Origin of the sequence: Chryseobacterium sp. D764 (assembly GCF_019317325.1) — a bacterium.
In the GTDB taxonomy this organism is placed as follows: Bacteria; Bacteroidota; Bacteroidia; order Flavobacteriales; family Weeksellaceae; genus Chryseobacterium.
Window position 1 is genome coordinate 3,794,314 of the sequence record NZ_CP079219.1, and the last position, 12,941, is coordinate 3,807,254.

At 35.1% G+C, this 12,941-nt stretch carries 14 protein-coding genes and 1 pseudogene; 6 read left to right on the forward strand and 9 right to left on the reverse strand.

The window, feature by feature from the left end; translation table 11 throughout:
* Nucleotides 1–38: 38 nt before the first annotated feature.
* The 6 genes and pseudogenes from KYG33_RS17255 to KYG33_RS17280 all read right to left on the reverse strand — a co-directional run bounded on the left by KYG33_RS17255 (nt 39) and on the right by KYG33_RS17280 (nt 4,296).
* Nucleotides 39–377: a DUF3817 domain-containing protein gene (locus KYG33_RS17255; protein WP_180565066.1), complete on the reverse strand. Its 339-nt coding sequence runs from the start codon at nt 375–377 to the stop codon at nt 39–41.
* 84 nt (nt 378–461) lie between these two features.
* Nucleotides 462–1,046, reverse strand: coding sequence for a nicotinate (nicotinamide) nucleotide adenylyltransferase (nadD, locus tag KYG33_RS17260; RefSeq protein ID WP_180565067.1), 585 nt, complete (start codon nt 1,044–1,046; stop codon nt 462–464).
* 33 nt (nt 1,047–1,079) lie between these two features.
* A pseudogene (locus KYG33_RS22630) lies at nt 1,080–1,441 on the reverse strand (four helix bundle protein).
* A gap of 38 nt (nt 1,442–1,479) precedes the next feature.
* Nucleotides 1,480–3,192, reverse strand: a complete 1,713-nt coding sequence (gene recJ / locus KYG33_RS17270; RefSeq protein WP_077413628.1) for a single-stranded-DNA-specific exonuclease RecJ — start codon at nt 3,190–3,192, stop codon at nt 1,480–1,482.
* Nucleotides 3,193–3,272: 80 nt separating this feature from the next.
* Nucleotides 3,273–3,587: a hypothetical protein gene (locus KYG33_RS17275; protein WP_219072125.1), complete on the reverse strand. Its 315-nt coding sequence runs from the start codon at nt 3,585–3,587 to the stop codon at nt 3,273–3,275.
* The gene (locus KYG33_RS17280) at nt 3,547–4,296 is read right to left on the reverse strand and encodes a hypothetical protein (protein ID WP_219072126.1); all 750 of its coding nucleotides are present in this window, start codon (nt 4,294–4,296) and stop codon (nt 3,547–3,549) included. Before KYG33_RS17280 ends, KYG33_RS17275 begins: the two co-directional genes overlap by 41 nt.
* Nucleotides 4,297–4,389: 93 nt before the next feature.
* On the opposite strand from KYG33_RS17280, the gene KYG33_RS17285 reads away from it, so the two are divergent.
* Nucleotides 4,390–5,202 carry a M48 family metalloprotease gene (locus KYG33_RS17285; RefSeq protein ID WP_077413693.1) on the forward strand — a complete coding sequence of 271 codons (813 nt, stop codon included), beginning with the start codon at nt 4,390–4,392 and terminating at the stop codon, nt 5,200–5,202.
* A 76-nt stretch (nt 5,203–5,278) separates the two neighbouring features.
* Here KYG33_RS17285 and KYG33_RS17290 read toward each other — a convergent pair whose 3' ends face one another.
* A complete protein-coding gene (locus tag KYG33_RS17290; protein ID WP_077413630.1) occupies nt 5,279–6,901 on the reverse strand; it encodes an ABC-F family ATP-binding cassette domain-containing protein in 1,623 nt (540 codons plus the stop codon).
* Between the two features lie 121 nt (nt 6,902–7,022).
* On the opposite strand from KYG33_RS17290, the gene smpB reads away from it, so the two are divergent.
* From smpB to KYG33_RS17315, 5 genes are all read left to right on the forward strand, one after another.
* Nucleotides 7,023–7,481, forward strand: coding sequence for an SsrA-binding protein SmpB (smpB, locus tag KYG33_RS17295; RefSeq protein ID WP_045501613.1), 459 nt, complete (start codon nt 7,023–7,025; stop codon nt 7,479–7,481).
* Nucleotides 7,482–7,558: 77 nt separating this feature from the next.
* Nucleotides 7,559–9,070 carry an OmpA family protein gene (locus KYG33_RS17300; RefSeq protein WP_077413631.1) on the forward strand — a complete coding sequence of 504 codons (1,512 nt, stop codon included), beginning with the start codon at nt 7,559–7,561 and terminating at the stop codon, nt 9,068–9,070.
* 95 nt (nt 9,071–9,165) lie between these two features.
* On the forward strand, nt 9,166–9,906 hold the full coding sequence (locus tag KYG33_RS17305; RefSeq protein WP_077413632.1) for a YebC/PmpR family DNA-binding transcriptional regulator: 741 nt from the start codon (nt 9,166–9,168) through the stop codon (nt 9,904–9,906).
* Nucleotides 9,907–9,963: 57 nt separating this feature from the next.
* Nucleotides 9,964–10,788 (forward strand): UDP-2,3-diacylglucosamine diphosphatase, encoded by an 825-nt coding sequence (locus KYG33_RS17310; RefSeq protein WP_047380663.1) that lies wholly within the window; start codon nt 9,964–9,966, stop codon nt 10,786–10,788.
* Complete coding sequence (locus KYG33_RS17315) at nt 10,789–11,760, forward strand: glycosyltransferase family protein (RefSeq protein ID WP_180565070.1); 972 nt, start codon at nt 10,789–10,791, stop codon at nt 11,758–11,760. It begins immediately after the preceding gene.
* On the opposite strand, the gene KYG33_RS17320 is transcribed toward KYG33_RS17315, so the two are convergent.
* On the reverse strand, nt 11,749–12,039 hold the full coding sequence (locus KYG33_RS17320; RefSeq protein ID WP_219072127.1) for a GNAT family N-acetyltransferase: 291 nt from the start codon (nt 12,037–12,039) through the stop codon (nt 11,749–11,751). The genes KYG33_RS17315 and KYG33_RS17320 overlap by 12 nt on opposite strands.
* A gap of 141 nt (nt 12,040–12,180) precedes the next feature.
* Nucleotides 12,181–12,930 (reverse strand): RDD family protein, encoded by a 750-nt coding sequence (locus tag KYG33_RS17325; RefSeq protein ID WP_077413635.1) that lies wholly within the window; start codon nt 12,928–12,930, stop codon nt 12,181–12,183.
* Nucleotides 12,931–12,941: the final 11 nt, after the last annotated feature.

The following is a 12,941-nucleotide window of genomic DNA, read 5'->3' on the forward strand; positions in this document are numbered from 1 at the left end:
TAAAAAGGACCGAAAAGGTCCTTTTTTTATTATATTATTTATTTTCTGTCGAATCGGGCTAGTTTTTTGTCTACCCAAACCGTTGCAAAAGGGAAGAATGCAGATAATAAGGCAAAAACAAAATCTTCATCATCCCAATTATAAATTTTTCTTGCAGGAAGGCAGAGTAAAAGGTAAAGCGTAAAAAATAATCCGTGTAAACTGCCAATAACGCTGATGAAGATAATGGAATACAAATTTTCATCATATCGGATCCATATCATCGCAACACAGTACAGTAAAAGACATGAAACAGCTTCTGCAACACATATCTGTTTAAACCATTTGATGATTTTTTCCTGAGAATATTTTGAGAAAAATTTTTCGATGAAGTCCATTTCTTGAGTTATGAGGTGAGAGTTAAAAGGTAAGAGTCTTTCTCTGGCTTTTAGTTTTTACCCTCTCATTTCTGATTTGCAAAATTACTTATAAAAACTGCTACCATCCAAATATTCAAAAACTTCAGGAGGTAACATCGGCCTTACATTTTTGCCGTCTTTAATCATATTACGGATTTCAGTGGCAGAAAGTTCTATGACCGGCGCCTTGATCAGAGAAATATTTTCATGCTGTAAATAGTCAGAATCTGCTTTTTCGCCTTCAAATACTCTTGGATAAACTATGATATGATGATTTTTGATCAGAACATCAGAATTTTTCCACTTGTGAAGACTCTTCAGGTTATCTTCTCCCATAATCAGGCTGAAAGAATATTCAGGATACTTCTCATGGAGGTAAGTAAGGGTATCGATCGTATAACTTGGCATCGGAAGAGAAAATTCTACATTAGAAGCTCTCATATTCGGATAGTGCTTTACCGCAAGCTGTACCATATCGAGTCTGTTATGATCTTTCAGTAAAGACTTTTTGTCTTTAAACGGATTTTGTGGGCTCACTACAAACCAAAGCTCATCCATATCAGAATTTTCCAGAATATAATTCGCCAGAATAAGATGTCCGATATGAATAGGATTAAATGATCCGAAAAATAAACCGATTTTTTTCATTGTTACAAGGAGTTAGGTTGCAGGAATTAGGTCTTAGGGAGTTTGAAGTTTTGTAATTACTACATTCAGCATTTTTGATATTTCGGATGTTTTTTCGATTAAAATTTGAAAATTTTCAGGATTCAAATAATTTAAATTTTTTGAAATAATCAATTGGTTTCCAATTCAGCACTGCTGCCTCTTGCAATTTTCAAAAACTGAAGATAGTCACTAGTAGATCTTCTGGAGTGACCTTCAGCAATATTAGATGGAATTGAAATTGAGGATCTGCGGATCTGACTTGTAAGCCCATACAGTTCTTCTTTTGGAAAAGCTGTTGTTACTGTATAGATTTCTGTAACGAGATCTACAGATTTTTGCCAGACGATTAATTCCTTATAATTTCCCATATGCATTTCCCTATTCCCTTATTGCTAAATCCTAATCCCTATTCTCAATCCCTAAACTTCACATCCTTAATATTTAGATAATGAGTGACGTTGCCTTTCCAGTGGTTTTCTTCAAGGGTAAAAGCAAGGTCGAAATTTTTATTTTTAAAATCTTCAACAAATGGTCCTAGTTTGAAGCCTACACATTCAATGTTTCGTCCTGTGGATTCCTGCTTGATATAAAACTTCAGGTGATTATTATCTTTTCCCATTGTTTTTACATAACCAGACAGTTTCTGATCCGTCAATGTAAAAATAGGTTTCATATTGTGAGGTCCAAATGGAGCCAGTTTTCTGTGGAAATTGATAAACTCTCTGTTGATTTCATCAATTGTAATCTCAGTATCAATGGCAATGGAAGGTTCTTTTTGATGGTCTTTGATTTTTTCAGAAACAATTTTTTCAAACCTTTCCTTGAAAGCATCAAACTTGTCTTTTTCCATAGAAAGTCCGGCAGCTGCGTGATGGCCTCCAAACTTAAGGAAATATTCCGAACACATATCAAGAGCTTCATGCACATCAAAATCAGAAACAGATCTCGCAGAAGCTACCATTTCCCCATTGTTACCATCAGTAAATACCAGTGTGGGTTTATAATAAGTTTCAATAAGCCTGGAAGCTACAATACCAATCACTCCTTTATTCCATTCAGGATGATAAACGATTGTTGTATGTTTTGTTTCTTGCTGAGACTCTATAATTTGGTTTAATGCCGAAAGAGTGGAATTCATATCCAGTTCTCTTCGTTCATCGTTAAGATTCATGATATCACTCACAATCTGATTGGCATGTTTCAGATTGTCGGAAACCATAAGTTCTACGGCCGCTTTGCCATGAGAGATCCTTCCGGCTGCATTTATTTTAGGAGCTATTTCAAAAACAATATTGGAAATCTCAAAATGAGAAAGTTTATCCTCAGGAATCAACAGTCTTAGTCCCAGATTTCGGGTCTTTCTAAGTATTTTTAGTCCCATTTTAGCCAGTACTCTGTTTTCTCCTGTCATGGAAACAATATCAGCTGCAATAGAAATGGCCAGAAGATCAGTCAGTTCAAATAATTCTGCTTCCGGTAATTTATAGATTGTATTTAATCCCTGGCAAAGTTTAAAGCCAACACCGCATCCTGAAAGTTCTTTGAAGGGATATCGGCAGTCATTTCTTTTAGGGTCAAGTACAGCCGCAGCATCAGGAATTTCTTCACCCGGAAGGTGATGGTCGCAGATAATAAAATCTATATCCAGGTTACTGGCATAGCTGATCATATCAAGTGCTTTTATTCCACAATCCAGAGCGATGATCAATGAAAAACCATTTTCTTTGGCAAAATCAATTCCTTCAGTAGAAATTCCATATCCTTCAGAATTTCTGTCCGGAATATAATAGTCTAAATATTTTTTCTCAACAATTTTACTGAGATAAAGGTACATCAAAGCAACTGCAGTGGTTCCATCCACATCATAGTCACCATATACCAATATTTTTTCACCATTTTCAATAGCCGTTGCAATACGCTCTACAGCTTTTTGCATATCTGCCATTAAAAACGGATTATGTATATCGTTAAAGTTCGGTTTGAAGAATTCTCTGGCCTTTTGATAGTTGTCAATCCCTCTTAAAACGAGGATTTTAGATTCAAAAGTACCAAAACCAAGTGACGAACTTAGTCTGTCCACAACTTCCTCATCGGGTTCAGGCTTATAAATCCATTTTTGACTCATTTCACAAAAATAAGGAAAAAAGTTCTAAAAGCCTCTTTAAAAATCAGCAAATTAGATTTTAAAAATGAGCAGGATATCGCTTAATAAAACTCATACTTGTTGATGAAAATAAGAGTAGAATCTATCTTTCCATTCTTTTCTGAAACCATCTTTACGGGAACATTGTACTCATCCAAATCAAATTTTTCCAATGTCTTTTCATTGTTATCCTGAGTAAAGCTATCATCAAAAATCAGTGTTTTTCCAAAGTATTTTCTTTTCTGGTCAAATTTATATTCAGTATTTGCTGTTTCAATAAGAGTGAATTTATTTTCAGGATATTCCACTGTTGTCTGAGTTAGATTCTTTTCCTCGTCATATTCTTTTGTTATTTTTTTTATTGTCTTTATACTCAATGAAATAAGAATTGTTATAATAAATTTTACCTTGATCAAAAACAGTCTTTGATATTAACTGATTTGAGGTATTAAATTGATATATAATATAATTATAATCCGAAGGCTGATCCTTAGACAATGCTTTTACTAGTTTTTTATTAAAATCATATTCAAAAACATAGGAACTTTTATTCTTTTTATTATTCAGCTTCAGAATATTTTTATCCTTGTCGAAATCTTCGGTCCTTCGTAAGTCTTCAATATATTCCCATTGGTTTTCATTGTTGCCCGTGATGGCTATTCCGGTGCTGTTCACAAGGATTATATTTCCTGCAGAATCATAGTGATATTCATTTAAACTTGCTCCGGTATTGGAGTGCAGAATAAGGGTTTTAACCGGCTGGTTTTTATCATTGTAAATATTTCTTTCAATAATAGTCAGGTATTTTCCATTCCAGTTTTCACTTACATATTGTCGATAATATTTATAAATCAAATTTCCATTTTTATCATATTCTAAAATATTAAGGTATTCTCCATTACTTTTTTGCTCAAGCCTTTTTAAATTTTTGGGGTAAGTTGATGATGTGAAGTTGACATTAAAGGGTAGATTATAAGTAGTAGAGGTCATCATTACATCTTCATAATCAGGCATATTATATCTTGTTTTTTCCTGCCCTGTGAATAGAGAAAAGAAAAATATAGTAAAAAGGTAAATGGTCTTCATTTTTCTTTTAAAATTAAAAAAATTGAGATTACTCTTTTAATTTAATAATTGTTTAAAAAAAGGCTATCTTCGTGCTCCAAATTTTAAATGATTATGAAAAAAATTACTCTATGCCTTATCTTATTAGGGGCTATGCATTCTATCAATGCACAAAAAATCAACCTCGGGAAAGCTGCCGGAATGGTTTCAAATGGTGCAAAAGCATTGACATTTACGAACGAAGATGCGGTTAAATTATCCAAAGAATCAGTAGACTGGATGGATAAAAATAATGCCGTAGCAGGACCTAAAGATCCGTATACCGTGAGATTGAACAAATTGTTTGGAAAACACAAATCTCAGGACGGTCTGAATTTGAATTATAAAGTTTATAAAGTAAAAGATATCAATGCATTTGCCTGTGCAGACGGAAGCGTACGTGTGTTCTCTTCTCTGATGGATATCATGACAGACAATGAATTGCTTGCCGTTATCGGGCATGAAATAGGGCACGTGAAAAATCAGGATACAAAAGATGCAATGAAATCTGCTTATCTGAAAGCAGCGGCATTAGATGCAGCATCATCAGCTTCTTCTGCAGTAGCTACTCTTAATGAGAGCCAGGTAGGAAAGATGGCTAATGCATTTTTGGATGCTTCGCACAGTAAGAAACAGGAATCAGAAGCAGATACCTACTCATACGACTTTATGAAAGCTAATAAATATGATGTTGTGGGAGCTTATACGGCTTTCAAAAAATTAGCGCTGCTTTCAGAAGGAAGTACACAAAGTAATTTTGAGAAAATGTTCAATTCTCATCCTGACAGTAATAAAAGGGCAGAGTCTATTAAAAAGAGAGCAGAAAAAGACGGGATGTGGAAAGACCCGGGAACGGTAACTTTGCCTACTGCAAAACTTACGAAATAATTGATTATATATTTCTAACAAAAAACCTCAAAGCACTGCCTTGAGGTTTTTTTATATAAATTTTAATGTTGTTCGATTAAGAATACATTTTTTCTCTTAATTCTTTTACCTTTTTATCAGCAAGGTATTCGTCATAAGTCATTTCTCTGTCGATGATTCCGTTAGGAGTCAGTTCAATGATTCTGTTACAGACTGTTGAAAGCATTTCGTGGTCATGAGATGCCAGTAAAAGATTTCCTTTGAAGTTAGATAAAGAGTTGTTCAAAGTGGTAATACTTTCAAGGTCTAAGTGGTTGGTAGGTTCATCTAATAAAAGAACGTTTGCTTTCTGAAGCATCATTCTGCTGAACATACATCTCATTTTTTCACCTCCTGAAAGTACTTTACAAGATTTTAAAGCTTCATCACCTGAGAAAAGCATTCTTCCAAGGAATCCTCTCATGAATTCTTCGTGACGCTCTTCATCATTTTTAGTGAATTGTCTCAACCAATCAACCAAGCTGATATCTTCCTGGAAGAATTTAGTGTTGTCTAAAGGCATTTGAGATTGGTTTGTTGTAACTCCCCAAGCAACAGTTCCTTTGTCTGCCTCAATATTTCCTGCTAAAATTTCGAAAAATTCTGTGATAGCTAAAGAGTTTTTTGAAAGAATAGCAACTTTGTCCCCTTTTTTAAGGTTTAAATCAATGTTTGAGAATAATAATTCTCCGTCTTTTGTTTTTTCAAGACCTTTTACATCTAAAATCTGATCTCCCACTTCTCTTTCCATTTCGAAAATAATAGCTGGATATCTTCTTGAAGATGGTTTAATATCGTCAATGTTTAATTTGTCGATCATTTTCTTTCTTGCTGTAGCCTGCTTTGCTTTAGCAACGTTTGAGCTGAATCTGGCAATGAAGTCCTGAAGTTCTTTTTTCTTCTCCTCAGCTTTCTTATTGGCTTGAGCTCTCTGTCTTGTTGCCAATTGAGAAGCCTGATACCAGAACGAGTAGTTACCTGTGTAAAGGTTAAGTTTAGCATAATCCAAGTCACCGATGTGCGTACAAACCGTATCTAAGAAGTGACGGTCGTGAGATACAACGATTACTGTATTTTCATAATCTGCAAGGAAATCTTCCAGCCATGAGATGGTATCAATGTCAAGGTCATTGGTAGGTTCATCCAGAATCAACACATCCGGATTTCCGAAAAGAGCCTGAGCCAAAAGAACCTTCACTTTGTCTTTGTTCTCAAGTTCGCTCATCACCTGCCAATGCATATCATCTTTTACTCCAACGTTTGAAAGCATTGTCTGTGCATCAGATTCTGCAGTCCAACCTCCCATTTCATCATAGATTACACCTAGTTCACCAGCTTTTATTCCGTCTTCATCAGAGAAATCTTCTTTTGCGTATAACGCATCCATTTCCTCTTTTATCTCAAATAATTTCTTGTTACCTCTCAAAACTGCTTCAAGAACAGTATACTGATCATAAGCAAAGTGATCCTGCTCCAAAACTGACATTCTTTTCCCTGGTTCCAGAGATACATGTCCTGTTGTAGGATCCTGCTTTCCTGTTAATATTTTAAGGAATGTAGACTTTCCCGCACCGTTTGCTCCGATGATCCCGTAGCAGTTTCCTTTGGTAAACATAATATTTACCTCGTCAAAAAGAACTCTTTTCCCGAATTGTAAAGATAAGTTAGATACTGTTAACATATAGTTTTGTAAATTTGGCGCAAAAATACGAAAAGAATTTGGGTATATTGTAATAATATAATAGTCAAGTTTTTAATTGTATGGTATTTTTTATATATTTCATTAACGAAATTTTAAAATGATGAAGATTGAGAAAACAGTTAGTATATTAAATAGAAGAGCCCGTTTTGAATATGAAATTCTTGAAGAATATGAAGCAGGAATGGTTTTGACGGGTACCGAAATAAAATCTTTACGTTCATCCAAAGCATCTATCACAGAATCCTTCTGTCAGTTTATTGATGGGGAATTGTACATCATTAACATGATGATTGATGAGTATAAATTGGGAACTTTTTACAATCATAAAACAAAAAGGGAACGGAAATTGCTCTTGCACAAAAAAGAATTACAAAAACTTGAAAAAAAGTTAAAGGATGCTGGGAACACCATAATACCTTTAAAATTATATATCACTGACCGAGGTAAAGCAAAGGTTCTGATAGCGCTGGGTAGAGGGAAAAAACTTTTCGATAAAAGAGAGGCGATAAAAGATAGAGAAAACAAACGGAACCTGGACAGAATATTAAAGAAAAGTTAAAAATCATTTGAAAAACTTTGTATATAAAGAAAAATTATATTTATTTTGCATTATCAATTATTTAATCATTTAATTCTATGAAAAATCTAAAATTAGGAATTTCAGCATTGGCGCTTACTGTTGCCTCTACTGTTTTCGCACAGACTACCAACAATCCGTGGTTAATCGGAGTTGGTGCTCATGCAGAAAACCACGTAGCAGCGAGAGGTACTTTCAGTAATACGTTCTCTGCTAACAATTTGACAAAGAACATGTTCAATGTGAACAACTTCTCTATTACACCTCCATTATCTAAGTTAACAGTTGCTAGAAATGTTGGTAAAGGTTTAGTAATTGACTGGCAGACTTCTGTTGGGAATGTTGAAAACAAAAGATTCAACATGGGGAAAGAATTTTTCCTAATGACAGGTCTTGGTTTCCAGGCTCACGCTGCAGGTCTTTTATGGAACGAAGAATCTTGGTTTGATCCATATTTAAGAGTTGGTGCTAACTACTTAAGACATGACTATACTGCTCTTACTTTCCCAAGAACTTCTGTTGACGCTAATGGTAATCCAATCGAAAACATTACTAACGGAAAAGACGGTAATGAGAATGGTAAAGCTAACCACTTTACTGTAGCTACAGGTGCTGGTGCTAACTTCTGGGTAACTAAGAACTTCGGTCTTGGTGTTCAAGGAGATTATGTATCAACTCCAGGTGACCACTCTACAGTGGCTAACTTCTGGCAAGCTTCTGCTTCTATCTTATTCAGATTCGGAAACAGAGATAGAGATAAGGATGGTATCCTAGATAAAGATGATCTTTGTCCAGATACTCCAGGTCTACCAGAATTCCAAGGATGTCCTGATACTGACGGTGACGGAGTTCCAGATAAAGACGATCAATGTCCAGAAGTGGCAGGTCCAGTTGAAAACAACGGATGCCCTTGGCCAGATACTGACGGTGATGGTGTAATCGACAAAGATGACGCTTGTCCTACAGTAGCAGGTCCTGCTGAAAACAACGGATGCCCTTGGCCAGATACAGACGGTGACGGTATCTTAGATAAAGATGATGCTTGTCCTACTGTTCCAGGTCTTCCTGAATACAACGGATGTCCTAAGCCAAAAGATGTTATCGCTAAAGAAGCTACAGGTGCTCTTAAAGATATCTTATTTGATTTCAATAAAGCTACAATCAGACCTGAATCTAGCGGTAAATTAGATCAAGCTGCAACAATCATTAAGCAATCTAACGATGGTACTTTCTTAGTAACTGGTCACACAGATAAGAAAGGTGCTGATGCATACAACTTGAAACTTTCTAGACAAAGAGCTGCTTCAGTAGTAGGTGCTCTAGAAGCTAGAGGTGTTAGTGGTAATCAGTTAAAATCTGTAGGAGTTGGTGAAAGAGACGCTACTGTTTCTGAAAAAGCTTCTGATGCTGAAAGAATTGTTGACAGAAAAGTAGTTGTTGAGGCTATCAACGGTGCTGCTTGGGATGCACTTAAGAAATCTGATCTAGAAGTTGTAGAGAAGAAGACTGTAGTGAAAAAAGCTAAAAAAGCTCCAGCTAAGAAAAAAGCTGCAGCTAAAAAGAAAAAATAATTAATTTTTCTAAATAATGAATACCTCCAAATTTTTTGGAGGTATTTTTTTTTTGTTGACTTTTGAGTAATTTTGTTGGAAATTTAAAAATTAAAATGGGAAGAGCATTTGAATATAGAAAAGCTTCTAAAATGGCCAGATGGGATAAAATGGCCAAAACATTCTCTAAAATAGGTAAAGACATCGCATTAGCTGTAAAAGCTGGTGGAACAGATCCGGAAGCGAATCCGGCTCTGAGAAGATGTATCCAGAATGCGAAAGGGGCAAACATGCCTAAGGACAACGTAGAACGTGCGATTAAGAAAGCAAGCGGTGCCGATGCAGAGAACTATGAAGAAATTACGTATGAAGGATACGGGCAAGGTGGTGTTGCTTTTTTTGTAGAATGTACTACAAACAATACAACAAGAACTGTAGCGAACGTGAGAGCTATTTTTAACAAGTTTGATGGTAACCTCGGGAAAAATGGTGAATTGGCATTTATTTTCGATAGAAAAGGAATTTTCACGCTTGATTTGGCTCAGATCAAAATGGATTGGGATGATTTTGAAATGGAAATGATTGATGGCGGAGCAGAAGATGTAGAAAAAGATGAAGAAGAAGTAATGATCACAACTGCTTTTGAAGATTTCGGTTCTTTATCTCACAAATTAGATGAGCTTGGTATTGAAGCGAAGAGTGCAGAACTTCAAAGAATTCCAAACAATACAAAAGAAGTAAATGCAGAACAGTTCAAAGCTAACATGAAAATGCTTGAGCGTTTCGAAGAGGATGATGACGTTCAAAACGTTTACCACAATATGGAAATCACAGAAGAGCTGATGGACTCTTTATAAAAAATAATATAGCATTCATATACAGTTAACGTTCAATTAGTTTCTTTGTACAAAACTATGAAAAGAAACGTTGAATTAGTTGTTATATCGGATGTTCATTTGGGAACTTATGGATGTAAGGCTAAAGAATTGTTGAGATATCTCAATTCTATCCAGCCTAAAACTTTAGTTTTGAACGGTGATATTATTGATATCTGGCAGTTTAAAAAGTCTTACTTCCCTAAACCTCATTTGAAAGTAATCAGAAAGATTCTTTCATTGGCAACCAAGAACACAGATGTCTATTATATCACGGGTAATCATGATGAAATGTTTCGAAAGTTCACAGATTTTGAACTTGGAAAACTTAAAGTCTGCAATAAAATCTGCCTGAATATTGATCAGAAAAAGACCTGGATATTTCACGGTGATGTTTTCGATGCATCCGTCCAGCACTCAAAATGGATCGCCAAACTTGGCGGAAAAGGCTACGACCTCCTGATTATTATCAATAATGTTGTAAATTGGTTCTTAGAAAAAATGGGTAAAGAGAAATATTCATTTTCGAAAAAGATCAAAAACAATGTGAAAAAAGCGGTAAAATATATTGGTGATTTTGAACTTACAGCTTCTGAGCTGGCTATTGACAATAATTATGATTATGTAGTTTGCGGACATATCCACCAGCCACAGATCCGTGAGGTTGTTAATAAAAAAGGATCCTGTACTTATTTGAATTCCGGGGATTGGATTGAAAATCTCTCTGCCTTGGAATACAATAATAAAGAATGGTCAATTTTTTATTATGACGAGCATAAACATTTGCTGAAAGATGATGAAGTAGAAGAAATTCAGGAAATGGATAATTCTGCTCTTTTAAAAATTGTAACCAACTTTTCCTAAATGAAGATTTTGTACGCATTCCAGGGTACTGGAAACGGTCACATTGCCAGAGCACAGGAAATTATTCCTATTCTCAAAAAATATGCATCCGTTGATACGTTGATCAGTGGACACCAATCGCAATTAAAGGCTGATTTTGACATTAATTTCCAATATAAGGGTATTTCCCTCCTTTATAACAAAACAGGCGGTTTATCCTACCGAAAAACGTTTACAGAAAATAAATTCCTTGAAGCGGCCAAAACAATACGAGAATTGGAGCTCTCACAATATGATTTAATAATTAATGATTATGAACCTTTAACGGGCTGGGCTTCCAAATTGAAAAAGCTTCCGATGATAGAACTGAGCCATCAGGCTTCTATGAGTTTTCCGGAAACACCAAAGCCAAAGAAAAAGGATTTTCTGGGAGAAATGATTTTAAAATACTATGTTCCCAGTGAAAGGAAAATAGGATTTCATTTTGAAAACTATCATCCTCAGATCAAAAAGCCTGTGATCAGAAGAAAAATAAGAAACCTTAATCCTTATAAACAGGGATATTATCTTGTATATCTTCCAAGTTTTGCAGATGAAAATATCATCAAGGTTTTAAGAAAAATTCCTGTGGAATGGAAAGTATTTTCAAAATACAGCAAAGTACAGGTTAAAGTAAAAAATGTGGAAGTATTTCCTATTGATGAAATGCAATACCTGAAGTATTTTGAAGGCTGTGACGGAATTTTGTGCAACGCAGGTTTTGAATCTCCTGCAGAAGCATTGTTTATGGATAAAAAACTATTTGTTATTCCTATCCACAATCAGTATGAACAGGAATGTAATGCATGTGCCCTTGACAAAATGGGAATACCCAATTCCAAGGTTTTAAATCTTCAGGAAATTATGGAATGGGTAGCTTCTGATCATCATCTGAAAGTAGATTATCCGGATGATATTGAAGATATTCTGCTCAATGAGGTTTTAATTCTTTAAAAAAATATCGTCCAAATCACTCATTCTCATCATCACAGATCTTGCATAGGAACAGTGTGGATATACTTTCCAGTTGTTTTCTCGGGCAAATTTGATGGCTTCTTCTACTAAGAATTTTCCCATTCCTCGGCCTTCAAATTCGGGATGTACCAATACAAAAGAGATAATGAATTTATGATCTTCAGGGAAAATAGTATAGGTAAGCCTGCCTACTTCTTTTATTTCGTTATTGAGGGTAAGAACTCCGCCGTTTCCGGATTTATTGTTTTCAAATTTCATAATGCTGAACTTTACGATTAAAGATACAAAAATTGCACCGACCTTGCTGGTATGAGTAATAAGTAATGAATTCCGCAGTCAAATTCTCAATATTTTTAAATTGACAATTCACTTGCGGAGCAACCTGCACTATTGGCCTGATTAATTATCTTTTCCCGTGTAGTAGTTATAATCTTTAATAATCACATTGATAAACTGTCTTTCCGTCATTTTAGATGTGTCTATTTCCAGTTTCAGAATACTTTTAATTTTCTCAGACAGCTTACTGATGATCTGGCGGTCATCTACTTTCAACGCTTTGGTATAATTATCTTTGATGATTCTCATATCATTATCGCTCAAAGCAATGACTTGTGGAAAAGAAGGAATGTAATCTTGGTGGATATTCTCCAGGATTGTATGCGAGATATTGATATTGTTTTTCAGAGAAATGACAGCGGTTCCCGAAGCAATATCTCCCAAACGCTGGTTGTTTTTAGAAACAATCATAGAGATAAGTCCTATAACTCCGGCAAATGAAACATCAACAATTCTGAAAACCCAGCGGATCATATAATCGGCGAAACTGGCCTGATAGCCGTCAATCTTTACCACTTTGATTTTCATCAGTCTTTTGCCGGGTGTCTGGCCTTCCATTAAGCTTTCCAATACAAGCGGATAAATGTAAATAGGAAAAGTAAGGATAAGATATACAGCTCTTATAGACCATTCATCAAGGCCGTTTAATAAATATCCTAAGTCGAAAATATTGAAGAACAAATACAGGATAATCACCACATAAGCGATCCTGATCAGAAGATCAATAATGAAGGCAAGCATCCTTTCTCCTACGCCTGCAATATTAAAATTAATATTTACATTTTGTGAGGTATTTATCGCAATTTGAGACATATTTTTTATTA